This is a genomic window from Aeromonas tecta, from assembly GCF_000820185.1.
GTDB classification, from domain to species: domain Bacteria; phylum Pseudomonadota; class Gammaproteobacteria; order Enterobacterales; family Aeromonadaceae; genus Aeromonas; species Aeromonas tecta.
Window position 1 is genome coordinate 21,830 of sequence record NZ_CDCA01000009.1, and the last position, 24,193, is coordinate 46,022.

Consider the following 24,193-nt stretch of genomic DNA (forward strand, 5'->3'; position numbering starts at 1 on the left):
TCGTGCCTGTCAGAGATGCGCCCGCCATCAAGGGTCATATCGCCCGTTCTACAGCGTCGATGCGCTAGAGAGTGGGACTGATCTGATTGCCATAAGAGTGAGCCTGCCATGATCGATTATCACGCTCGCCTGCGGCCCGCCATCCGGGCCTTGGAGCTGGATCCCGAGCTGAGCCTGACCGAGGTGGCGGCGCTGGCCTGCCTCTCCTGCTACCACTTTCACCGGGTGTTCACCGCGGTGACCGGCGAATCCCCCGGCGAGATGCAGCGCCGGCTGCGGCTGGAGCGGGCTGCCGGGGCGCTGCGTTACGGCAAGGCACCGGTCACCAGTGTGGCGCTGGCAGCTGGCTTTGCCAGCTCCCAGGCCTTTGCCAAGGCGTTTCGCAAGCAGTTTGCCATGACCCCGGGGGAGGTGCGTCGTCACCCGGAGCGGCTGCCAAACAGCAAGACAGGACACCAGGATCGCAAGGATGGACACGCCTTCACCGCGAGTGAGGGCCATGATGATAGGGTGTCAAACGAGAGGAGTTTCAGGATGAAAACCGAACAGATGAGTGGCCGTACCCTGGCCTATATCCGCGTCACCGGCCCCTATGGGCAAGGCTATGAGTCCGTCTGCCAGCGGCTCTATCAGTGGACGGCGGCGCGCGGGCTGGCGGAGGGGGAGTGGATCTTCATCTACCACGACAACCCGGAGGTGACGGCGCCGGCCCAGTGCCGCACCGACATCGGGGTGACGGTGCCGGCAGGCACGGCGGTCTCGGGGGAGGTGGAATCCCAGCTTATCCCCGCCGGCCGCTATGCCCAGTCCCGTTATGTGATCACGGACCGAAGCCAGTACGGGCCCCTGTGGCAGGAGCATGTCGGCGAGATAGTGGCAGCCGGGCTGGCCTTCGGCGACGGCCCCTGCTTCGAGCTCTATCACAGCTCCAGCAACGCACCGGTGCGCGACGACGTGAGCTTCTGCTCCAGCGTCAAAGCCTGATAGCCAGAGCGACTGCTTCCAGACTGAAAAGCAGTGGATATGCGAGATAAAACAAAGATGAGCCAGTGATGGCTCCTCTTTGTATCTGGGCTCGCGGCGGTTTTTCACATCCGCAAGAGATCTCGGCGGGTGGTCCATCAAGCGTGTGCAACGCTGACCGCTGTATCAGGGCGTGGCCCATGGGGCAGTCAGGACTGGCTGGGCAGCTTGTCCCGGCGCGACTTCCACCACCATCTCAGACGAATTTGGGAGATCAGCATCCCCGCCAGCATCAGGCTGCAGCCGACCACGGCCCGCTCGTCCAGCGACTCACCGAGCAGCAGCACCCCGCCGATGGCGGCAAACACCGTCTCCAGGCTGAGGATGATGGCGGCGTGGGCCGGATGGGCGCCGCGCTGGCCGACCACCTGCAGGGTGTAGCCGATGCCGACCGACACCAGCCCGGCGTAGAGCAGGGCCTGCCAGCCCGCCACGGCGCCACTCAGGGTCGGGGTCTCGATGACGAAGGCGGTGATGAGGCTGAGCAGGCCGCACACCACGAATTGCACCCCGGCGAGGCGAATGGGGGCGACCCGGCTGGAGTAGTGATCAAGCACCAGCAGGTGAATGGCCCAGAACAGGGCGCCGATCACCTGCAGCAGATCCCCGTAGCCGATGGTGAAGTCGTCGGTCACGCTGAGGTAATAGAGCCCGCCCATGGCGATGAGCGCCCCTATCCAGGTGTTGGCGCCGGTCTTGTGGCGCAGCAACAGGCCGATGACCGGCACCAGTATGATGTAGAGGCCGGTGATGAAGCCCGCCTTGGCGGCCGTGGTGTAGAGCAGCCCTACCTGTTGCAGGGAGGCGGCGCTGAACAGCACTGTGCCGGCGAGCACGCCGCCAATCAGCAGCAGCCTGCGCTCAGCGGCCGGTGGCGCGGATTGCGGCTTGGGCTGGCGTGATTTGAGCCACCACAGCAGGGGCAGCAGAGAGAGGGCACCGAGCAGGAAGCGCAGGCCGTTGAAGGTAAAAGGCCCCATGTGATCCATCCCCAGGCGCTGGGCGACGAAGCCCAGTCCCCAGATGGCGGCGGCCATCAATAACATCATGTTCGAACGCATACGAATTCATCCCTGAAGCAGCAATAACGGGAGCACTCCTCGGCTCCTGTCACCACGATACCCGTGTGCGGGGGGGCTTGTCGCCAGCCATTTGCAGCGCCGACGGGCAGCGCGATGAGATCCCGGCCCCAGAGCGGGGGGACGCAGGTCTCTATCGCAGGCGGAGGCCCGGCATCAGCCGTTGGCGATCATCGCCAGCAGGGGCAGCAAGGCGAGCAGCAGCAGGTTGCCGCGCAGGATCCAGATCACCCAGAACTGCTGCTGGATGGAAACCAGGGGCGCACGGCCCTGGCGCAGGGAGCGGCGCCAGTGATGGAACAGCCGGCTGGGGTAGCCGAAGCTGACGGCCATGGCGAAGAACAGCAGCAGCTTGGTGCGATAGCCGGGATTGGCGAGCAGGGCGAGTGGCGCGACCGGGTGGGTGAGCAGCAGCAACACGCCGGTGATGAAGATGAGCAGCAGCGCCACGGCCGCCAGGCTGTCTGCCAGCAGCAGCTTGCGTACCTGTTCGATGGACATGCCGCGCCGGAACAGAAAATATTCCGAGGTCACGCAGCCGGTCAGGGTGATCACGGCGCAATAGTGCAGCGCCATCAGCAGATCCGGGTTCAACATCTGCGCCAGTTCCTTTTCGTCGATCTCATCACAAGCTTCCCTTTGGACGCCATCAGGCGGGGCTGATATTCTGACACTACATCACTTCTGACGGTAGCTGGGGGCTTGGATTGGCCAAGCGCGACAAACAGGCTGTTACCACGCAAAACTGGTCCCTGGTTGCCCGGATGCGGTTGGGATTGGTATTGCTGTTTCTGCCGGTGTTGATGCTGGGCAGTATCTACTATCTGCACATGGAACGCAGCCTGCAACACGAGTTGCAGCAGCGGCTGCTCGCCACCAACCAGCAGTTGCAACACACCTTCATCGAACCCTATCTCACCGAGTTGGAGCGGCAGTTCAACCTGATCTACGACCAAGCTCTGGTCGAGGATTTCAGCGCCGCCGGCCTGCGGCACAAGGAACGTTATCTGCAGGAGTGGGCGCTCTACAAGGGGGTCATGGCCGATCTCGACTCCGCCTATGTCGGCACCGCCAGGGGCGACTTCCTCATCTACCCCAGGCCCGAGGTGCCCGCCGATTACGATCCCAGAACGCGGCCCTGGTATCAGCTGGCCAGCCAGCAGGCGGGCAAGCTGGTGTGGACGGATCCCTATCAGGGCTACGGCGAGCTGCACGACCAGCTGATGATCTCCCTGGCACGGGCTCTGACCGATCAGCAGGGCAAGGTGCAGGCCGTGCTGGCCATCGACGTGGTGCTGGCGCCCTTTTCGGCCCAGCTGAACAAGCAGCCGGATGCGGGCTACCAGATGATCATCAACCAGTCCGGCAAGGTGCTGGCCTATCCCGATCCCGCCTGGCTGCTCAAAGCCATGCCCAGCCCCCACTGGCTCTCACGTTTTGGCAAGGCCGAGGGCATCTTCCTCGATCCCGAGACCCAGCAATTTGTGGCCTATCGCCGGTTGCCCCACTGGAACTGGGTGCTGATCAGCGTGCAGCCGGCGGCCAGCGTGCAGGCCGTGGTGGCGAGCGCCTCTCTCAACGTGCTGGGGGTGGTGGTGCTGGCCAGTGTGCTCTATGTGCTGCTGGCACTGGTCTGGGCCCGCAACTTCAGGCGCATGCTCGACGAGATCTCCGCCGTGATCCGCGCCAGCCGGCTGCAGCCAGACGATGTGCCACGGGGCGGCATGCGCGAGCTCAGGCGGGTCTACGCCGAGCTGGCCGAGGTGAGCAAGGATTATCATGAGGTGCGCCAGCAGGCCAACATGGACAAGCTGACCGGCCTCTATAATCGGCGCTTCTTCGATGAGCGGCTGCAGCATCTGCTGCTGGAACAGCAGCCGTTCTGCCTGGCGATGCTGGATCTCGACAACTTCAAGCGGGTCAACGATACCTACGGCCACCACACCGGTGATGTTGTGCTCAAGCGGGTGTCGGCGCTCGGCAACCAGCTGCTGGGGGATCACGGCTGGGTCTGCCGCTACGGCGGCGAGGAGCTGACGGTGCTGCTGGTCAAGTCCGACATCCCTTTCTGCCTGATGCTGCTCGAGCAGTTCCGGATCGGGGTGACCCTGCTTGACTGGCGCGAACCCGGCCTCAGCCTGACCTTCAGTGGCGGGCTGGTGGCGAGTGCGCCGGGTCTGGATGCCAAGGGCCTGCTGCAGATCGTCGATGCCGAAGTGTATCGCGCCAAGCGTGATGGCAAGAACCGCCTCTACCTCGGGCATCCCGGGTCGGAGACTGGCTCCACGCAGGAGATCCCGCTAAAAACAGAAGAGACCTGAGGGTCTCTTCTGTTATCAGACGGCGAGCTGCCAGTGCAGTATCGGCCAGTGCAGCTCCTCGGCCACCTGGCGCAGACCGGGGGCCGGGTTGACCGCATGGGGATGGGCCACCGCCCGCAGCAGCGGCAGATCGTTGTGGGAGTCGCTGTAGCCGTGGCTCTCCCGCCAGACATGAGGCTCACTGCCAAACAGCTGGTTGATGCGGGCCACCTTGCCCTCCCGAAAGCTTAAAGTACCCCGGGTCTGGCCGGTCAGCATGCCTTGCTCCTCATCGAGCAGGATGGCGACGCAGTGATCCATCCCCAGCATGCGGGCCATGGGGGCGACCAGATGCTCGCCGGAGGCGGAGATCAGCACTAGCGTATCACCCTGCTTGCGATGCCACTCGATGCGCGCCAGCCCCTCCGGATAGATAAGCTCCCGCAGCACCTGCTCGGCGAAGTGCTGGCACTGGCCATCGAGCCAGGATCGGCTCTTGCCCGCCAGGGGCTGCAGGGTGAAGGCCATGTACTGGTGCATGTCCATCTTGCCCTGATGGTAGAGCGACATCAGGGCCTGCTCCTCGGCCACCATGGTCGCCGGCGCCAGCTCCTGGGCCACCATATATTCCAGCCAGAGGCTGGCACAATCCCCGGCAATCAGGGTCTCGTCCAAATCAAACAGTGCCAGTGCCATGTCGGCTCCTTGTTATGAAAACGGGGTCAATGAGAGGCGGCGCCCTGCCGAGAAATAGATGAAAAGGGTATGCAAAGCATCGACTTATGCTACCTCACACAGCTGATCCTGGGCTACCGCCAGGGTGACTGTGGTGCCCACCGCCAGCAAGTCCCTGGCCGAGCGGTTGAGCACATCCACCGTCAGCAACCCGGCGGCGCACTCCACCTGATAACGAATGACGTTGCCGAGCAACTGCTGCTGGCGAATTATGCCGGACAGGCTGGGATCCTGGCTCTGGGTATTTGCCGGCAGCAGGCTGATGGCTTCGGGGCGCAGCGCCAGCCGGGTGTGGGTGTGCGGGCCGAGCAGTGACTGGGCCTGCTCGGGGGTCAGCAGGTTGTAGTGGCCGATGAAGCTCGCCACGAAGGCGCTGGCGGGCTGGGTGTAGATCTGCTCGGGGCTGCCGCTTTGCACTATCTGGCCCTTGTCCATCAGGAACACCCGATCCGACATGGTCAGCGCCTCCTCCTGATCGTGGGTGACGAACAATGTGGTCAGCTCGAGCCGCTGCTGAATTTCACGGATCTGCTGGCGGAGGCTGCGGCGGATGCGGGCATCGAGCGCCGACAGCGGCTCGTCCAGCAGCAGGATCCTGGGGCGAACCACCAGCGCGCGGGCCAGGGCGACCCGCTGGCGCTGGCCGCCGGAGAGCTCGCTCGGATAGCGCTTCGCCAGCCCGGCGAGCTCCACCAGTTCCAGTGCTTCCTGCACGCTGCCGGTTAGCTCCCGCCCCGGCTGGGGTTTCATTTTCAGGCCGAAGGCGACGTTGTCCCACACCGTCATGTTAGGGAACAGGGCGTAGCTCTGGAACACCATGCCGATGCCGCGCTTCTGGGGGGCCTGCCAGGTGATGTCTTCACCGGCCACTCGCACCTGACCGCCGTCGACCGGGGTCAGCCCGGCCAGGGCCCGCAGCAGGGTGGACTTGCCACAGCCGGAGGGGCCGAGCAGGGTCACCAGCTCCCCCTTGCGGATGCCAAACTCGATCCCCTCGAACACCCGGGTCTCGCCATAGGATTTGTGCAACTGATTGACTTCTAAATGAAACATGGCTGGTCACCGATGAAAGCGATTGGCTGCCCAGGTGAGCAGCAGGGTCAGCAGGAAGTAGCTCATCACCAGCGCGCTGGTGAAGTGGCCGGAGGTGGATCTCATGTTGTAGAGATAGACCTGCAGGGTCTCGTAGCGGGTGCCCACCAGCATGTTGGCGAACACGAACTCCCCGAGCAGGAAGGAGAGTGACAGAAACAGCGCCGCCAGCAGGCCCTTGCGCAGGCAGGGCAACACCACCAGTGCGAAGGCGCGGGAGCTGCTGGCGCCGAGCAGGTGAGCGGCGTCCATCAGATCTTTCAGCGGTATGCCCTGCAGGTTGTTGGCGAGCGCCCGGTACATGAAGGGCAGCACTATGGTGAACCAGGTACCGATCAGTATCCAGGGTGTGCCGATGAGCGGCAATGGGCCGTCCGCGTAGATCTGCAGCAAGCCTACCGAGGAGACCACGGGGGGCACGGCAAAGGGCAGCAAGATCAGAAGATTCATCCAGGGATCCAGCTTGGGGAAGTAATAAGCCACTACCAGTACGGTCGGTACCAGCACGACTGTCCCCAATAGCAGGGTGGCGAAGCAGACCAGCAAACTGCGGCCGAAGGCGGCAAGGAAACGGGGATCCCCCCACAGCTTGAGATACCAGTCGAGGGTGAAGCCGTCCGGCAACAGGGTGGCGCCCCAGCGGGTGGAGATGGAGTAGAGGAAGGTGGCCAGCAGCGGCAGCAGCAGGGTCGCCACCAGGGCGCCAAGCACCCACTTTGGCCAGCCCGGTTTGATATCAGACATGCCGATTCCCCTTGTTCACATAACTGCGCTTGAGCAGCCACTGGTTGGCGGCCGTGACCACCCCCAGCAGCACCATCAGGATCACCGCCAGCGCCGCTGCCAGGTTCGGCTCGAGGAAGATATCGCCGGAGACCAGGCTGGCCACTCTGATGGTCACCAGGTTGAAGTTGCCGGTGGTGAGGGCGTAGGCGGAGGCATAGGCCCCCACCGCATTGGCAAACAGGATGATCAGGGTGCCAAGTAGCGCCGGGGTGAGCACCGGCAGCGCCACATGCCACACGTATTGCCGCTTGCTGGCGCCGAGCAGAGCGGCGGCCTGGGGCCAGTCATCCTGCAGCGCATCGAAGGCTGGATAGAGCAGCAAGAGGGCGAGCGGGATCTGGAAGTAGGTGTAGATGAGGATGAGGCCAGCGCCCGAGTAGAGGTTGAAGCCATCGATCCAGCCCCAGGATTTAAGCAAGAGAGTGATGGCGCCGTTGATGCCGAGAATGATGATGAAGGCGAACGCCAGCGGCACGCCGCTGAAGTTGCTGGTCATGGTGACAAAGGCCAGCAGCACGCGCTTGACCCCCTCACCGCTGTGGCGCAGGGCCGCCGCTCCCAGGGTGCCGATGACGAGCCCGGCCAGACTTGCGATGCCGGCGATGCGCAGGGAGTTGCCAAAGGATTGCAGGTAGAAGGGGGAGCTCAGGATCTCCTGGTAATAACCGAGACCCCAGCCGTCCGGGGTCTGCAGGCTGCCCACCAGCACCCACACCATGGGGGCGAGCTGGAACAGGATCATCAGCAGGGCGAAAGGCAGCAGCACCAGGGCGGGCAACCAGTGACGACGAGCTCGGCGCTGGTACGTGCCTTGCTTTGTCAGGGTATCAGTGGCGGCGGGCATCATCAGTGCACCTCCCGCTGGTGGCTGGCCTTGAGCAGCTGAGGGCCGCTCGGCTTGTCGTGAGGCACGCCGAGCAGGTCCGCCATCAGGGCGCAGAGCTGGGTCTGTTGTAACTTGTGCTCTCCATCCGTCCCCGTTGGCCATTGGGGCACGAAGGCCTCGCCGAACAGCCAGAGTGGCACGTTGCGCTCTTCAGGCAGGGTGCCGCCGTGGCTGCGATCCGCGTTCATGCCGTGATCCGCGGTGATCAGCACCTGATAACCTTCGCTGAGCCACTGGGGCAGCAGGTCGGCCAGCAGGCTGTCCATGCGCCGCGCCTGGTTGCGGTACTGGGGGGAATCGAGACCAAACTGGTGACCCGCGTCGTCTACGCCCATGGGATGGATCAGCAGGAAGTCGGGGTCGTACTGGGTGCGCAGCCATTCGCCGTCCAGCAGCAGGTGGCTGTCGGGGTAGCCATCGTCCCAGTAGAAGCAGCCATGCTGGATGGGCAGTTGTTCGTCGTGAGTGAAGCGATCCCGAAGCGGTTGCCAGGGGCTCTGGTTGTAGAGCTCGCTCACCCAGTGATAGGCCGCCGCTGCCGTGCGTTTACCGGCGGCGCGGGCGAGGTGGAAGATGGAGTCGTGCTGGCTGAGGCGGCTGACGCCGTTGTGGCTGATGCCGCTCGCCACGGGCGGCACACCGGTCAGTATGCATTCGTAGAGTGGCCGGGAGAGGGAGGGCAGGGCGCAGGTCAGGGTTGTGAACAGACCGCGCTCTGCCTCCACCATGCCAGCGAGGTAGCCCATGGTGTGGGCTACCTCGGCAGACAAGCCATCCACAAGTACCACTATCACCTTGTGTTGCACAGGCTGTCCTTACTGCATGTTGATCATGACGGTTTCTTGCCACTGGCGCGGCAGGGCCTTGGAGCTTTGCTCCCAGGCGGCGTGATCCTGCACCGGCTTGGCGTTGGCGTATTGCTCCGCCGGCAGCAGCTTGGCTTTCACGTCATCGGGCAGGGTGACGTTGCTGCGGATGGGGCGGGCGTAGCCACGGGCCAGGTTGATTTGACCCGCATCCGAGAGGATGTATTCCCGCGCCAGCTTGGCAGCGTTGGGGTTCTTGGCCCACTTGTTGATGATGGTGGTGTAACCGGCGATGACGGAGCCGTCGCTCGGGATCACCACAGCGAACTTGTTGGGGTCGATCTGATCGCGGTAGTTCAGGGCGTTGAAGTCCCACAGTACCCCCACTTCCACCTCACCCTTCTCGATGTTGGCGATGGTGGGGTCGTTGAGCGACAGGCGGCCCTGCTTGGCCAGCTTGCCGAACAGCTCCAGCGCCGGTTGCAGGTTCTTCTCGCTGCCGCCGGTGGCATAGGCCGCCGCCAGCACGCCGTTGTTGGCCTGGGAGGCGACGCCCACATCCCCTAGGGTCACCTTGTAGTCACCGCCGAGCAGGGACTGCCAGCTGGTGGGAGCGGCCTTGACCAAATCCTTGTTGATCAGGAAGGCGATGGTGCCGGTGTAGGCCAGCATCCAGTGGCCGTCCGCGTCCTTGGCCCAGTTCGGAATGTCCGCCCAGGTGGAGGGTTTGTAGGGTTGGGTGACCCCCTGCTTGACCGCGACCGGGCCGAAGGCACCGCCCACGTCACCGATGTCGGCGGTGGCATTGGCCTTCTCGGCGGCAAACTTGGCGATCTCCTGGGCCGAGCTCATGTCGGTGTCCTGGTGCTTGATGCCATAGACGCTGCCGATCTGCTGCCAGGTGTCTTTCCAGTTCGCCCAGCTGTCGGGCATGCCGATGCTGTTGAGCTGGCCTTCGCCACGGGCGGCTTTTTCCAGATCCGCGATATTGTCGGCGGCAAACAGTGGCTGACTGATGGCCGCCATGGCCAGTGCACTTGCGATCAAGGTTTTCATCATCCCATCCCTCTGGACTAGGTCAGTTAAGGTTCGAGAGGGATGCTAGCGGGGAAATATGACGGTGGCGGGGCGCTTTGATGGCAGTTTGATGACAGATGAGACCCGTTACCTCTCTGAGGGCTGAGCTGGCTCTGGGCATGCATATGACGGTGGCGGGAGCCTATCGAGGTAGCCGCTTGAAGGCTGATGAGTCTGTCACTTGGTTGTCATCCTGCCAGGGTACAACTCTGGGCCAACCGTGGCTGGTCTACTCCAGCCCAATGATCGACAGGGATGTGACAGTGAGAGAGCCGCGATTGAGCGAGCAGGTTGTGGCCGATGGTCGCGGCCCTTCCAAGTGCGAACAGATTTGCCAAACCCTGCGCCGCTACATCGGCAGCGGCCAGCTGGAGGCGGGGCAACAGCTGCCCGCCGAGCGGGCCCTGAGCGAGCGCTTCGCCACCACCCGCATCACCATCAAGGAGGCGCTTTCGAGCCTCGAAGCGGACGGTATCATCTACCGAGCCGAGCGCCGTGGCTGGTTCGTGGCGCCGCCAAGGCTCACCTATGATCCCGCCATCCACACCCACTTCCACCAGTGGATCGGCGAACAGCAACGGGTAGCCGAGACCCGGGTGCTGGCCCACGGCGGCGCCCTAGCCAGCAGCGAGCTGTGCCGCTGGATGGGGCTGGCTCCCTTCACCCCCCTCTACGAGATCCGCCGCCAGCGGCTGATCGACGGCCGCCCCGTGTTGCACGTCAGCCACCATCTGCTGGCGAGCCGCTTCCCCGACATCGCCAGCGCTCCCCTGGCGAGCTCCCTCACCGAGCTTTATCAGCAGCGTTATGGCATAGGCCAGGGGGGAGCGAGTCTCGAGATCACCCCCTCGGCGGCGCGGGGGGCCATCGCCCGCGCCCTTAACCTGACAGAGGGAAGTGCCGTGCTGCGGCTGGTGCGGGTGAACTATGACGAGACGGGCGCGCTGGTGGATTGCGATGTCGAGCATTGGCGGCCGGATGCCATCCGCATCTGCCTGGACACCCGGGTGCTCTTGCCCCCGTTGGGGACGAGAGCGGGAACGCCAGCACAGAGTCAGGGAAAGATCCGGGCGTGAGGCATGGGATCCTGCCCTGATGGGGGGAAAGGATCCTGTACAGCGAGAGACGATCCTCGCGTCCGGCCAGGGGATCAGTTGTCGATATTGGGGATCAGATCGTCAAAGCTCTGGTAGCCGCAGTCGGCCAACTGCAGGGACATGGTGTAGGTCTTGGTGTGCTCCCGCTGGCCGATGGCGGGCCGATTCAACTTGAGCTCCTGATGCCAGTACTCCTTCATGCGATCGATCAGCGCCATGGCCTCGCTCTCGTCCAGATGGAGCTGGCACAGCGCCATGTAGTTGTTGGACTTGTGCATGTTCTCCACCAGATAGTCCCCTAGCACCGCTATGGCCTGGCGCGCCTGCTGGCGGGCGAAACGGCTGTGCTGCTCGAAGCTGATGCGCTCGCTGATGAGGAAGTGGTAGCTGTTGTCGATGCCGAGCTGCAAGATGCCGAGCCGCTCCAGCTTGCGCAGATAGAGATAGCAGGAAGCATCGGTCAGGCCGTACTCCCGCTTCAGATCGATCAACGCCTTGTCGCGCCAGAAGATGTTGGCTAGGAAGGAATAGAGGCCGGGCTCCTTGTGAAACGCCTCATCCTGCTCCTGGGTGAAGACGGCGCGCCGGCTCTGGGCGTCCTGAGTCTTGTCCAGCAACTCCTCGAACGACAGTCCCACCAGGTGACAGATCTCCAGCAGGGTATCGAACGGCAGGGAAGGCTTGTTCATCATCCGCTTGATGGTGGCGATGGAGACACCCATGGCATCGGCCAGGGTCTGGTAGCGGATCCCCTTGTCGGTGAGCGTCTTCTTCAGGGTATCGAGGATGTGATTGGCCAGGGTCTGGCTGTAGGTCATGCAACTATTCCTTTATCTGCATTTTGAGTCGTGTCAGAACGTGAATTCTTTTTCTTTTATGGGCTCAGAAAATGACACCTGTAAAAACCAGAGAAAATAAACCCGCCGAGAATGGCTGAAATGGCCTGACCAGCCAGGGAGCAAGGTGGCAGATAATGATACCCGGTGGTGCATATCCTTCAACCTTGTAACATTTTGCTGGTGATGCATAACGCATCGCACATAATCCATCTCGAATCGGATTCATGACCTTACTGGTTGAGAAATCGATTGTTTGCTTCCAATTTAAGGGTTTTTAAACCGCAAGGTTTTTTTTCTTTCCTGGCATTGAGCGGAACTCGCGAGAGATCCGCTTTTTCTTTTCTCCAAATCTGAGCCCGCCGTCAAGGCAGAGGCGCATCTTTCGATACTTCTCGCTGTCGGCCCTCCGTAGAAGGCCTCATTCCCCCTTGCAGGGGAACAGCTTGGGGATCTCCCGCACCAGCCAGCTCTTGGCCTTGCCCATAGTATCCCGTCGCCAGGCCAGCGCGACCTGGATCTGGTGCCGATATTCGGGCCCTATCACCTTGAGCCGTCCCGCCTTGATGTCCTCCTCGATCCAGCTCTGGGGCATGGTGCCGACGCCTATGCCCGCCAGCAGGGCATCACGCTTCTCGCTCATGGTGCTGACGGTGAGGCGCGGCTGTTTGTCCAGCAGGCGGTAGGTGAGCACCGGCTTGCGCAGGGCGGTGTCGGCGATGGCGATGGCGCGGTAGCGGCGCAGGGTATCGTCCGCCAGGGGCTCGGCCTCCTGATGCAGCGGGTGATCCGGGTGGGCGACGTAGAGCATCACCTCCTCCTGCAACAGCTGATGCTTGATACCGGTCAGCGTCAGATCGGGGTTGAGGGAGGAGATGAGCAGGTCGGCGCGGCCATCCTCCAGACACTCCCAGCTGCCCGCCAGCACCTCGGCGCGAAACCGCAGACGGGTGTCGGTGAGCTCGGCCAGCCGCTCCACCAGCGGGTAGAGCGCCTGCACCGGCACCAGGGCATCGACGGCCACCGTGATGTCGGTCTCCCAACCGCGGGCCAGCGCCCGGGTCTCGCCCACCAGATGCTCGGCGGCCTCCAGCAGCACCCGGCCCTGCTCCAGCAGCATGCGCCCGGCCGGGGTGAACTTGGTGCGATGGCCGCTGCGATCGAACAGCATGGCGTCCAGCTCGTCCTCCAGCTTCTGCACCGTGTAGCTCAGCGCCGAGGGCACCTTGCCGAGTTCATCGGCGGCCGCCGCGAAGCTGCCACGACGGTCGATGGCATCCAGCACCCGGATGGCTTCCAGGGTCAGCGCCCGTTCCTTGTTGGTCTCCTTGGCCATATCTACCCTTCAATTTTTTTGAACATGTTTGCCAGATTATCTCGCTAACAACTTAGGGCAAGTGACCTTAATATTCAACCAACGCTTCGGCAGGAAGGCCGAGCGGCCAAATAAGCGATAGTTCAGGACTGTGACACCCAAGATGAGATGTCTGATGTCAGTAAAAGAACAACACTATATTTGAATAACCTCTTGCATGGATGCATTGATTCGGGCCGACCCGGCCTTGGCAATGACATATAAAACAAGAGAGTGAAACATGAAAAACGTAATCAAGATGCTGGCCGTTGCAGGCCTGATGACCGCCGGTGTAGCTCAGGCTGCCGTTCCCGCCAACTTCAGCGCCGCCCCTGGCGTGCTGGTGGTCAACTGGCAGGCGGACGCCGCCATCGACGGCAAGGCCAACCCCATGCTGGAGGTGCGTGACGAGTCCGGTGATGTGCTGGCATCCGTCCATGCGAACCTGACGGGCACCCAGCTGGTACAGATCCCGAGCCGCACCCAGGGCAACCTGACGGTCAGCCTGGGCAACGAGAACAGCAGCTACCGCATCCCGTTCGGTCTGGGTGATGGTCGCCAGCGTTAATCAACCCTATTGGTACCTGAGGAGCACACCATGATGAAATTGAGAGCCGCAGAAGCGCGAGGCAAGGCCAACTTTGGCTGGCTGGATGCACGTCACAGCTTCTCGTTCGGTCATTACTATGACCCGGACTGGATGGGACACTCTGTCCTGCGGGTCATCAACCAGGATCTGGTGTCGCCGGGTGGCGGTTTTGCCACCCACCCTCACGCCAACATGGAGATCCTGACCTGCGTGCTGAAAGGCACCATAGAGCACAGGGACAGCCTCGGCCATGCCGAGCAGATCCCGGCGGGGGATTTCCAGCTGATGAGCGCAGGGTCCGGCATCCGGCACAGCGAGTACAACCCCTCGCAGACCGAGCCGCTCTCCCTGTTGCAGATCTGGATCGAGCCGAACGAAGTCGGCACGACACCGGGCTATCAGCAGAAGAAGATTGAAAACCAGCCCGGGCTGACGCTGGTGGCGTCACCGGATGGTGAGGGGGGATCCTTCAGGATCCGCCAGCAGGCGAAGGTATGGCGGTTGCTGCTCGCCGAGGGGGAGACCCTCGAATGGGCATTGCAAGGACGACACGGATACCTGCAATTGATTTCAGGGGAGCTGACTGGCAACGGTCTGGCTGCCCGACCCGGCGATGGCCTGCTCAGTCGTGACGAGCAGCGCTGGTCGCTCAGGGCCTCCCAAGGGAGTGAGGCTCTGCTGTTTGATCTGCCCTGATAAATAAATCTCGGCAAAATGAATGAGTTAACAATTCGGTCTTACACTATTAACGAGTTACTGGTAATCAAAGGAATCTGAAAATGGAAAAGATGAAAGACGTGGCACTGCTGGTGGGTCGTGTATTGCTGGCGCTGATGTTCGTGATTGCAGGCTGGGGCAAGATCAGCGGCTATGCCGGTACCCAGGGTTACATGGAAGCCATGGGGGTGCCCGGCGCCATACTGCCGCTGGTGATCCTGCTGGAGCTGGGGGGTGGCCTCGCCATCATGCTGGGCCTGTTTACCCGTAGCATCGCCGTGTTGATGGGTGGTTTCACCCTGATGGCCGCCTTTATTTTCCACTATCAGCCTGCCGAGCAGATGCAGATGCTGATGTTCATGAAGAACCTCTCCATTGCCGGTGGCTTCCTGGCCCTGGCGGCGGCCGGTGCCGGTGCCTTCAGCCTGGACGCCCGTCTCGGCAAGAACTGGTAAGTCTCTGCAAGTTTAAGTTTTCCAACGCCTTTTGGCCGGTGCAACTGCACCGGCCTTTTTATTGGCTGCCTTTTGCCGCCCTCAGGCTCCGTCCTTGATGAGGCTGTGATCCCCGCCGACAAGCGCCTTTTGCATCTTCCCCCCCGATCCCTGACAATCCCATTTCGTGCGACGTGACGGCGGTCATTGCTGTTTGCCCCCTCACCTCATCCCTTGCATCGTTGAATTGGCGGGACTTGCCCATGTTTACCCTCTGCCACCCCATCTTTTGAATCTGCGGGAGTTGATTATGTTTACTCTCTACCACTCCAATCAGCTGGATCTGCTCAAAGAGTTGCTGGTGGATCGCATCCGGCAGACGCCGCTCGCCCACCCCTTCGAGCGGGAGCAGATCCTGGTGCAGAGCCCGGGCATGGCCCAGTGGCTCAAGCTGGAGCTGGCCAAGGCATTCGGCATCGCCGCCAACATCGACTTTCCCCTGCCCGCCAGCTTCATCTGGGAGATGTTTACCCAGGTGCTGGCGGATGTGCCTTGCATAAGCCCCTACAACAAGGGGGCCATGAGCTGGCAGCTGATGACCATATTGCCGGCCCTGCTGGACAGACCTGCCTTCGCACCCCTGGCCGCCTATCTGGGGGGCGCCGATCGGCGAGCTGAAGATCAGCCGTCCGAACCGGACCAGGTGCGGCTCTGGCAGCTGTGCCAGAAGGTCGCGGATCTGTTCGACCAGTATCTGGTCTACCGGCCGGACTGGATCGCCCGCTGGGAAGAGGGGGAGGGTCTGGTCGGCACCGGCCGCCAGGAGCTGGCGGAGGTGAGCGGCCAGGACTGGCAGCCAGAGCTGTGGCGCGAGCTGGTGGCCCGCACCCTGGTGCTCGCGCCCAGCGGCTATCACAGAGCCAACCTCTACGAGGAATTTATCCACGAGCTGGCGCGCACCCGGGATCTGCCGGGCAAGCTGCCCCGGCGGGTGTTCGTGTTCGGCATCTCGGCGCTGCCGCCGCGCTACGTGGAGGCACTGCTGGCCCTCGGCAGCCGGGACGAGGTGGAGGTGCATCTGTTCGTCACCAACCCCTGCCGCTACTACTGGGGGGATCTGCTGGACAGGAAGACCCTCGCCAGATTGGCCAACAAACTCAAGCCCGGCACCGATATCGAGGCGTTGCAGGGCCCGGCCAACCCGCTGCTCGCCTCCATGGGCAAGCTGGGGCGGGACTATCTGCACCAGCTGATGGAGCTGGAGGTGCCGCAGATAGAGGCCTTCGTCGATATCGACGAAACCAGCCTGCTGCATTGCATCCAGAAGGACGTGCTGGAGCTGGGATCCCGAGGGGAGGGTCAGTTCGAACTGGACAGCAGCCATCACAAGAGCCCCATCAATCCGGCGGATGGATCCCTGCAGATCCACGCCTGCCACGGCCCCATGCGCGAGCTGGAGGTGCTGCACGATCGGCTGCTGGCGCTGTTCGAGCAAGACTCCAGCCTCACCCCGAAAGACGTGGTGGTGATGATGCCGGACGTGAACAGCTACGGCCCCTATATCCAGGCGGTCTTCGGCAAGGAGAAGCCGGGGGCGCGCGGGCACATCCCCTTCGCCGTGTCGGACAGGGCCGCCAGCCAGGAGAGCCCGTTGTTGCAAAGCTTTCTCGCTCTGCTCGGGCTGCCGAACGCCCGCTTCGGTGCGGGGGAGCTGCTCGCCATCCTGGAGGTGCCCGCCGTACTACGCCGCTTCGAGCTCGATGACGACGAGTTCAACCAGCTGCGGCGCTGGGTGCAGGAGACCGGCATCCGCTGGGGGCTGGACGATGCCTATCCCACCCGCTTCGCGCTGCCGCCGCTGTCCGGCAACAGCTGGCTGTTCGGCCTGCGTCGCATGTTGCTCGGCTTCGCCATGGGAGACGGGGAGCCGGTGGACGGCATACTGCCTTACGCTGACATCGAGGGTCAGCAAGGGCTGGCCCTCGGCAAGCTGGCCTGGTTTGTGGATTCCCTCGCCGAATTTCTGCCGCGGCTGCAACAGCCACAGCGCCTGGGGGACTGGGTCGCCTGTCTCAACGCGCTGCTCGAGCGCTTCTACCTCGCCGATGAGGACGAAGAGCGGCTGCTGCAGCTCATCCGCACTGCCCTTGCGGACTGGCAAGGGGGGCTGGCCGAGGCGCGTTTCGAGCAGCCCATCAGCCCCGAGCTGCTACGGGATTACCTCGGCAGCGTGCTGGGGGAGTCGCGCTCCAGCCAGCGCTTCCTCGCCGGTCAAGTCAACTTCTGCACCCTTATGCCGATGCGCTCCATCCCCTTCCGCCAGGTCTGCCTGCTCGGCATGAACGACGGCGTCTACCCGCGCACTCTGGCCCCCATGGGCTTCGATCTGATGGCGGTAGCCTCCCGGCGCGGCGATCGATCCCGGCGGGACGATGACCGCTACCTCTTCCTCGAGGCGCTGCTCAGCGCCCAGCAGGGGCTCTATATCAGCTATCAGGGGTTCAGCGCCGAAGACAACAGCGAGAAGGTACCCTCCGTGTTGCTGGCGGAGCTCATCGACTATGTGCGCCAGGGCTTCGTGCTGGCGGGGGACGAGGCGCTCGATGACGAGACCTCGGGGGAGCGGCTGCTCAAACACCTGATCATCGAACACCCGCTCACCCCTTACAGCCACAGCTACTTCTATCCCGAGCCGGGGTCGCGGCTGTTCACCTATGCCGCCGACTGGCTGCCGGCCCTCAATCCCGTGCCGGGGGCGAGCAACTTCCAGAGCGGCGAGCTCCCGTTACCGCCCGAATGGGGCAAGGAGCAGGGGCTGGAGCTGGCCGAGCTGCTGCGCTTCTATCGTCAGCCCGCCAGGTACTTCCTCAATCGCCGCCTCAAGGTGTGGTTCGAACTCAACGAGGCGAACATAGAGGACAGCGAGCCGTTCGAACTGGATGGCCTGCAACATTATCAGCTCAAAGCCCTGCTGCTGGATGCCCACCTCGACGAGGGCAGCAGTGACGTGCGGCGCGAGCGGTTGCGGCTCAGCGGCCAGCTGCCACAAGGCTGGTTCGGCAACCTGCTGCTGGACGATCTGGACGAGCAGATGGGCGGCCTGGCCGCGCGGCTGCGGCCCTGGATTGCCGGCGAGGGGGAGGATGAAAAACGGGCGGTGGAGATCGACATCGCCCTGGCCCAGGGTCAGCTGCAGGGCTGGATCGATACCCAGAAGGGCCGGGCTTTGGTGATCAAACCCGGCAGCTTCAACGGCAAGGATCTGTTGCTGGGCTGGGTGCAACACCTCTGCCTCTGCCTGAGCGATTCCCCCGGCGACACCCTGCTGTTCGACGCCAAGCAGAGCTGGCGGCTGCCGGTGCTGTCCGCCGACGAGGCGCGCCCCAAACTGGCGGCGCTGGTGGCGCTCTGGCAGCAGGGGATGAAGCGGCCGCTGCCGTTCTTCCCGAACACCGCCTGGGAATGGCTCAAGGCGATGGAGAAGGATCCCGACAAGCCGGATGCCGCCGACAAGCTGGCCCTTGCCCGTTTCAACGGCGGCTACATGGTGACGGGGGAAGGGGAAGACGTCTACGTCGCCCGCTGCTTCCCCGAGCTCAACGATGAGGTGCTGACCCAGCTGCGGGCCCTGGCCCGCGAACACCTGACGCCGCTGCACAACAGCCTGGAGGCGCTCCCATAATGGCCAACCCGCTCAATACCCTGCGTTTTCCCCTCCACGGTGAGCGCCTGATCGAGGCCTCCGCCGGTACCGGCAAGACCTACACCATCGCCGGCCTCTATCTGCGCCTGCTGCTGGGCCACGGCCCGCTGATTGAAGAGGGGGTCGATGCCGGTCAGCCCAGCGCCCACGAGCGGCCGCTGTCGGTGACCGAGATCCTGGTGGTGACCTTCACCGAGGCGGCCACCGCCGAACTGCGCGGCCGCATTCGAGCTCGCATTCACGAGGCGCGGCTCGCCTTCCTGCGGGGCGAGAGCCAGGATCCCCTGCTCGCGGGTCTGCTGGCGGAGGTCGAGGATCATGCCCTGGCGGCCAGCCGGTTGCTCGCCGCCGAGCGGCAGATGGACGAGGCGGCGGTGTTCACCATTCACGGCTTCTGCCAGCGGATGCTCAAACAGAACGCCTTCGAGTCGGGCGCCCTGTTCGAAACCGAATTTTTGACCGACGACAGCCAGCTCCGACTGCAGGCGGTGAGTGACTACTGGCGCGCCGAATTCTATCCAGTGGACGAGGCGCTGGCTCGCGCCGTGCGCCAGCAGTGGCCGAGCCCCGCCGCCCTGCTGCGGGATATGAGCGGCTGGCTGGACAACAGCGAGCTGGAGATCCGCCCCACCCTGGGGGGCGAGACGCTGATCGAGCGCCATCGGGAAGCGATGGCGCGTATCGAAGCCATCAAGGGGCAGTGGCTGGCCCAGCTGGACGAGATCCGCCGCCAGACCGAGGGCCAGATCAAGCTCTACACCGGCAAGAACTACGAAGGCTGGCTCGGCAAGATAAGCGATTGGGCCCAGGACCCCAGCACTGGCTACGCACTGCCCAAGGAACTGGAGCGCTTCGGCCAGGAGACGCTGGAGGCCAAGCTGAGCAAGGGCAAGACGCCGCCGACCCTGCCGCTGTTCACTCATATCGACGATCTGTTGGCGAGCCGCCCCGGCATCCGGGATCTCATCTTGCAGCGGGCTGCGCGAGTGGTGCGCGAGCGGATGCAGCTCGGCAAGCGCCAGGCTCATCAGCTGTCGTTTGACGATCTGCTACGGGATCTCGACGGCGCGCTCGGCTCCCAGCTTGGCGATCGATTGTGCGAGCGCATTCGCGCCAGCTACCGGGTCGCCATGATCGATGAGTTCCAGGACACCGATCCCCAGCAATACCGCATCTTCCACCGTCTCTATGGCGGAAAACAGGATACTGCGCTGCTGATGATCGGTGACCCCAAGCAGGCCATCTACGGTTTTCGCGGCGCCGATATCTTCACCTACATCCAGGCGCGGCGAAATGTGAGCGCCCACTACAGCCTTGGCCGCAACTACCGCTCAAGTGCCGCCCTGGTGACTGCGGTCAACGGCCTGTTCGAGCGGGCGGAAGATCCCTTTATCTATGAGGCTGACATTCCCTTCTTGCCGGTCGAGGCGCAGGGCAAGAGCAAGGCATTGCAGCTCGATGGCCAGCCCGCCCCTGTGCTGCATTGCTGGCAGCTCAGTGGCCAGCCGACCTTCAACAAGGGTGACTACCAGAGCAAGCTGGCCCGCGCTACGGCGGCAGAGATCCATCGGCTGCTCAGTCTGGCCCGGGATGGCCGGGCTACCCTGGGCGAGCCGCCGGTCAAGGCGGGGGATATTGCGGTGCTGGTGCGCACCGGCGCCGAGGGGCGGCTGGTGCAGCAAGAGCTGGCGCGTCTCGCCATCGCCTCCGTCTACCTGTCCAATCGCGAGAGCGTGCTGGCCCAGGTGGAGGCGCGGGAGATCCTGCTGATCCTGCACGCCTGTCAGAACCCGAGTGAGGAGCGCAGCCTGCGGGCGGCGCTGGCCACCGGCCTGTTCGATCTCGATGCCAGGGCGCTCGATACCCTGGCCTCGGACGAGCGCGCCTGGGAGAGCACGGTGCAAGAGTTTATGGAGTACCGCAAGACCTGGCACCGCCGCGGCGTGCTGGCCATGCTGCGCGCCCTGTTGCACCGGCGCAATCTCGCCTCCTCCCTGCTGGCGAGCCCCTATGGGGAACGGCGGCTGACCAACTACCTGCATCTGGCGGAGCTGCTGCAACAGGCGAGCGGCGAGCTGGATGGCGAGTATGCCCTGCTGCGCTGGCTGGGGGAGGCGGTGAGCCGCCCCAACGGCCAGGTAGCGGAGCAGGTACTGCGGCTGGAGTCCGAGCGCAAGCTGGTGCAGATAGTCACCATCCATAAATCCAAGGGGCTGGAGTACCCGCTGGTGTTCCTGCCCTTCATCTGCAGCCACCGCGCCGCCGAGACGCCGCTGTTCCACGAGGTGGACGGCGAGCACAACCGCAGCGTACTGGATCTCACCGAGAGCGAGGCGTCGCTGGCTGAGGCCGACAAGGAGCGGCTCGCCGAAGACTTGCGGCTGCTCTATGTGGCGCTGACCCGGGGTGTCTATGCCACCTGGCTCGGGCTGGCGCCGGTGCGATCCGGCAATGGCAAATCGGAGCAGACCGACTTGCACCACACCGCCATCGGTTATCTGCTGCAAAAAGGGGAGGCGGGGGATGCCAGTACCCTCGCCACGGCGCTGCAGGAGCTTGCCCAGGCGCTGCCTGGCGTCGCAGTCGGTGAGCCCTCGCTCACCCGGCCGGCCCCGTTGCCACCGGAAGAAGAGCAACCGGGGGAGCCCCTGGTGCGCCATTTTGGCGGCAGGTTGGAGCGGGACTGGTGGATCAGCTCCTACTCCGGGCTCGCGGCGCAAGGAAACGGCCACAGCAAGGGGGTGCTGGCCAACCCCGGCTTCGATGATGAAGTGGCGCCGGAGGCCACGGCCAGCGTGCTGGCAGAGGCGGGGCAGAGTGTGAGCGAGAGCGCGGCGTTAGAGCCCTCCATCTTCAGCTTCCCCAAGGGCGCCCGCCCCGGCACCCTGCTGCACAGCCTGTTCGAGACCATCGACTTCCAGCGGGCACAGGGCGAGGAGCTATGTTCCCATATCGCCGCCCTGCTGGCCCAAGACGGCTTCGACGAGAGCTGGGCCCCGGTATTGCAACAGCAGGTGGAGGCGGTGCTGGATACCCCGCTCGATACCGGCTTTGGCGAGCCGGTGCGATTGCGGGACCTGAGCGCCGAGCGCAAGCAGGCGGAGCTGGAGTTCTTCCTGCCCATGGGACGAGTGACGGCCCCGGCGCTCACCGCCCTGTGCCAGCGTCATGACCCGCTCTCGGCCGACAACAAGCCGTTAAGCTTTGCCACCGTGCAGGGGATGCTGAAGGGCTTTATCGATCTGGTGTTCGAGTGGCAGGGACGCTGGTATCTGCTCGACTACAAATCCAATCACCTCGGCATGAGCCCGGCGGATTACGGCTGGCCAGCGCTGGAGCGGGCCATGCGGGAGCATCGCTACGATCTGCAATACCAGCTCTATTCCCTCGCGCTGCATCGCTTGCTCTCTTTGCGGCTGCCGGGCTACGACTTCGAGCAGCACTTTGGCGGCGTCTTCTATCTGTTCCTGCGCGGCATGCCACAAGGGGGCGTGTTTCATACCAGCCCGAGCCGCGAACTGGTGCTGGGACTGGACAAATTGTTTAGTGAAGGTATGACACCTGATGATGATCGTTTAGAAAAATTGAACAAGGCGGATGCATGACGGGCGCAGCAATGATCGAACGACTGAAGAAATTGGCGCTGGCGGGCCGCATTCGCCAGCTGGATCTGCAATTTGCCAAGCTGGTGGCGGATCTCGGTGGCTCGCCCGAGCTGGTGCTGGGTGCCGCGCTCACCTGTTATGAGTTGGGTCGTGGTCACGTCTGTCTGCCGCTGGACTTGTTGACCCATTCAGGCAGTGCGCAGGGCCCCTGGCGCCCGTTCGGGTTGGATCCCGATCAGAGTCGGGATCTGCTGCAGGATCTTGACGATCCTGCCCGCTGGCCCGCGTTGTTTGCCCAGAGTCCTCTGGTGGGTCAGGAGGGGAGCGAGGGGGAAGCGCCGCGCTGGCCGCTGCGACTGTGGCAGGGGCGTCTCTACCTCACCCGCTATCACGATCATGAGCAAGGGGTAGCCCGCCATCTGCGTGCCTTGAGCGAGCGGGCCGAATGGCCGGACATTGCCCCGGCCCTGTCACGGCTGTTTGCCCGCGATTATGGCCAGATCTTTGCCGCTCTGCTCAAGGTGCGACTCGCCTCCGACTTCTCGGTCCGCCATTTCATCGAAAAGTATCTGGATCTGGTGTGCCCGGATGAGGTGGATTGGCCCCGGGTCGAAGCCCTGCTAGCCAGTGCCCAGGCGGCCAGCGAGCTGAGTACGCTGGATGCCCTGGTGCCGGAGGCGCTCTGCTGCAACGGCCAGAAGCTGGCGGCGGCCACGGCGGCGGCGCGCCCCTTCGCGGTGATCTCCGGCGGCCCCGGCACCGGCAAGACCACCACGGTGGCCAAGTTGCTGGCGATCCTGGTGGAAACCGGTCTGCAACAGGGCAAGGCCCCGGCCATCCGGCTGGTGGCCCCCACCGGCAAGGCCGCGGCGCGCCTCACCGAGAGCATAGGCGCGGCCCTGCAGGCGCTGGATCTGGCCCCCGAGGTGGTGGAGGCGATCCCGACCGAGGCGGGTACCCTGCACCGGTTGCTCGGGGTGATCCCCGGCCGTAGCCAGTTCCGCCATCATGCAGGCAACCCGCTGCACCTGGACCTGCTGGTGGTGGATGAGGCCTCCATGGTCGACTTGCCAATGATGGCGCGCCTGCTGGATGCCCTGCCCAAGTCTGCACGTCTCATTCTGCTCGGTGACAAGGATCAGCTCGCCTCGGTGGAAGCCGGGGCCGTGCTCGGCGATATCTGCAGCTTTATCTCTCAGGGCATCAGTCTGGATCAGGCGGGTTGGCTCTTCCACCAGACCGGCTATCGGCTGCAGGGCACGCCAACAGGCGCCCCGGTGCGCGACAGCCTCTGCCTGCTCAGCAAGAGTTGGCGTTTTGACAAGCACTCCGGTATCGGTCAGCTGGCGCGCGCCTGCAACGCGGGCGACGCGGCGGCGGTGGAGGCTGTCTGGGGCGCAGGCTTTAGCGACATCAGCCTGCATCCCTGGGCCGGCGAGGCCTACGAGGGGCTGATAGCCCAGGGGGTGGCCGGCTATGGTGCCTATCTCAAGGCCGCCCGGGAGGGGCAGGATCCCGCCGCCGTGTTCAAGGCGTTCAACGGCTTCCAGATCCTCTGCGCCCTGCGCGACGGCCCCTTCGGGGTGGAAGGGTTGAATCAGCGGCTCGAACTCGCCCTGTCCCGAGCCGGGCTTATCCAGCGTGACGGCGATTGGTACACCGGCCGCCCGGTGATGGTGGTGCGCAACGATCACGGGGTTGGCCTCTACAACGGCGACATGGGGCTCTGCCTGCCGGATCACAGTGACGAATCTGGCCAGAGTGGCCGCTTGAAGGTCTGGTTCGAGCAGCCGGACGGCAGCCTGCGTGCGCTGTTGCCAAGCCGCCTGCCCCCTCACGAGACCGTCTATGCCATGACCATCCACAAGTCTCAGGGCTCGGAGTTTGCCCACACAGTGCTGGTGCTGCCGGACAGCCCCAGCCCCTTGCTCACCCGCGAGCTGGTCTACACCGGCATCACCCGCGCCAAGGCCCGCCTCGCTCTCTACGGCGATCGCGCCCTGCTGGCGCAGGCGGTACGGAAAAAGACCGAGCGGTATTCGGGATTGGCGGAGCGGTTGGGGGAGTGATAATG

At 63.8% G+C, this 24,193-nt stretch carries 19 protein-coding genes; 9 read left to right on the plus strand and 10 right to left on the minus strand.

The window, feature by feature from the left end; all coding sequences use genetic code 11:
• The first annotated feature begins 108 nt into the window (after positions 1–108).
• Positions 109–984: an AraC family transcriptional regulator gene (locus tag BN1137_RS01065; protein WP_050716831.1), complete on the plus strand. Its 876-nt coding sequence runs from the start codon at positions 109–111 to the stop codon at positions 982–984.
• A 188-nt stretch (positions 985–1,172) separates the two neighbouring features.
• Here the strand turns inward: BN1137_RS01065 and BN1137_RS01070 are convergent, their stop codons facing one another.
• On the minus strand, positions 1,173–2,084 hold the full coding sequence (locus tag BN1137_RS01070; RefSeq protein ID WP_050716832.1) for a DMT family transporter: 912 nt from the start codon (positions 2,082–2,084) through the stop codon (positions 1,173–1,175).
• A gap of 174 nt (positions 2,085–2,258) precedes the next feature.
• On the minus strand, positions 2,259–2,699 hold the full coding sequence (locus BN1137_RS01075; protein WP_050716833.1) for a DUF2214 family protein: 441 nt from the start codon (positions 2,697–2,699) through the stop codon (positions 2,259–2,261).
• Positions 2,700–2,866: 167 nt separating this feature from the next.
• Here BN1137_RS01075 and BN1137_RS01080 point away from each other — a divergent pair, with 167 nt between their 5' ends.
• Positions 2,867–4,423, plus strand: a complete 1,557-nt coding sequence (locus BN1137_RS01080; RefSeq protein WP_050716834.1) for a sensor domain-containing diguanylate cyclase — start codon at positions 2,867–2,869, stop codon at positions 4,421–4,423.
• A 15-nt stretch (positions 4,424–4,438) separates the two neighbouring features.
• On the opposite strand, the gene BN1137_RS01085 is transcribed toward BN1137_RS01080, so the two are convergent.
• The 6 genes from BN1137_RS01085 to BN1137_RS01110 form a co-directional block, all read right to left on the minus strand.
• Positions 4,439–5,098 carry an HAD family hydrolase gene (locus BN1137_RS01085; RefSeq protein WP_050716835.1) on the minus strand — a complete coding sequence of 220 codons (660 nt, stop codon included), beginning with the start codon at positions 5,096–5,098 and terminating at the stop codon, positions 4,439–4,441.
• Positions 5,099–5,182: 84 nt separating this feature from the next.
• Positions 5,183–6,190 carry an ABC transporter ATP-binding protein gene (locus tag BN1137_RS01090; protein ID WP_050716836.1) on the minus strand — a complete coding sequence of 336 codons (1,008 nt, stop codon included), beginning with the start codon at positions 6,188–6,190 and terminating at the stop codon, positions 5,183–5,185.
• A gap of 6 nt (positions 6,191–6,196) precedes the next feature.
• Positions 6,197–6,973, minus strand: a complete 777-nt coding sequence (locus tag BN1137_RS01095; RefSeq protein WP_050716837.1) for an ABC transporter permease — start codon at positions 6,971–6,973, stop codon at positions 6,197–6,199.
• Positions 6,966–7,862 carry an ABC transporter permease gene (locus BN1137_RS01100; protein ID WP_050716838.1) on the minus strand — a complete coding sequence of 299 codons (897 nt, stop codon included), beginning with the start codon at positions 7,860–7,862 and terminating at the stop codon, positions 6,966–6,968. The genes BN1137_RS01095 and BN1137_RS01100 overlap by 8 nt, the downstream gene beginning before the upstream one ends.
• On the minus strand, positions 7,862–8,707 hold the full coding sequence (locus BN1137_RS01105) for an alkaline phosphatase family protein (protein WP_050716839.1): 846 nt from the start codon (positions 8,705–8,707) through the stop codon (positions 7,862–7,864). Before BN1137_RS01105 ends, BN1137_RS01100 begins: the two co-directional genes overlap by 1 nt.
• A gap of 9 nt (positions 8,708–8,716) precedes the next feature.
• Complete coding sequence (locus BN1137_RS01110) at positions 8,717–9,763, minus strand: ABC transporter substrate-binding protein (protein ID WP_050716840.1); 1,047 nt, start codon at positions 9,761–9,763, stop codon at positions 8,717–8,719.
• A gap of 263 nt (positions 9,764–10,026) precedes the next feature.
• Between BN1137_RS01110 and BN1137_RS01115 the strand changes: the two genes are divergently transcribed.
• Positions 10,027–10,860 carry a UTRA domain-containing protein gene (locus BN1137_RS01115; RefSeq protein WP_050716841.1) on the plus strand — a complete coding sequence of 278 codons (834 nt, stop codon included), beginning with the start codon at positions 10,027–10,029 and terminating at the stop codon, positions 10,858–10,860.
• 74 nt (positions 10,861–10,934) lie between these two features.
• Here BN1137_RS01115 and BN1137_RS01120 read toward each other — a convergent pair whose 3' ends face one another.
• Together BN1137_RS01120 and BN1137_RS01125 are read right to left on the minus strand one after the other, a co-directional pair.
• On the minus strand, positions 10,935–11,699 hold the full coding sequence (locus BN1137_RS01120) for a helix-turn-helix domain-containing protein (protein ID WP_050716842.1): 765 nt from the start codon (positions 11,697–11,699) through the stop codon (positions 10,935–10,937).
• Between the two features lie 439 nt (positions 11,700–12,138).
• Complete coding sequence (locus BN1137_RS01125; protein ID WP_033129761.1) at positions 12,139–13,053, minus strand: LysR family transcriptional regulator; 915 nt, start codon at positions 13,051–13,053, stop codon at positions 12,139–12,141.
• Between the two features lie 259 nt (positions 13,054–13,312).
• Here BN1137_RS01125 and BN1137_RS01130 point away from each other — a divergent pair, with 259 nt between their 5' ends.
• From BN1137_RS01130 to recD, 6 genes are all read left to right on the plus strand, one after another.
• Positions 13,313–13,639 carry a hypothetical protein gene (locus tag BN1137_RS01130; protein WP_033129762.1) on the plus strand — a complete coding sequence of 109 codons (327 nt, stop codon included), beginning with the start codon at positions 13,313–13,315 and terminating at the stop codon, positions 13,637–13,639.
• Positions 13,640–13,669: 30 nt separating this feature from the next.
• Positions 13,670–14,356 carry a pirin family protein gene (locus tag BN1137_RS01135; protein ID WP_033129763.1) on the plus strand — a complete coding sequence of 229 codons (687 nt, stop codon included), beginning with the start codon at positions 13,670–13,672 and terminating at the stop codon, positions 14,354–14,356.
• Between the two features lie 83 nt (positions 14,357–14,439).
• Complete coding sequence (locus BN1137_RS01140) at positions 14,440–14,832, plus strand: DoxX family protein (protein ID WP_033129764.1); 393 nt, start codon at positions 14,440–14,442, stop codon at positions 14,830–14,832.
• Between the two features lie 289 nt (positions 14,833–15,121).
• Positions 15,122–18,493, plus strand: a complete 3,372-nt coding sequence (recC, locus tag BN1137_RS01145; protein WP_050716843.1) for an exodeoxyribonuclease V subunit gamma — start codon at positions 15,122–15,124, stop codon at positions 18,491–18,493.
• Entirely contained in the window at positions 18,493–22,119 is a 3,627-nt protein-coding gene (gene recB / locus BN1137_RS01150; RefSeq protein WP_050716844.1) for an exodeoxyribonuclease V subunit beta, read from the plus strand. The genes recC and recB overlap by 1 nt, the downstream gene beginning before the upstream one ends.
• On the plus strand, positions 22,116–24,188 hold the full coding sequence (gene recD, locus BN1137_RS01155) for an exodeoxyribonuclease V subunit alpha (protein WP_050716845.1): 2,073 nt from the start codon (positions 22,116–22,118) through the stop codon (positions 24,186–24,188). Before recB ends, recD begins: the two co-directional genes overlap by 4 nt.
• Positions 24,189–24,193 lie beyond the last annotated feature (5 nt).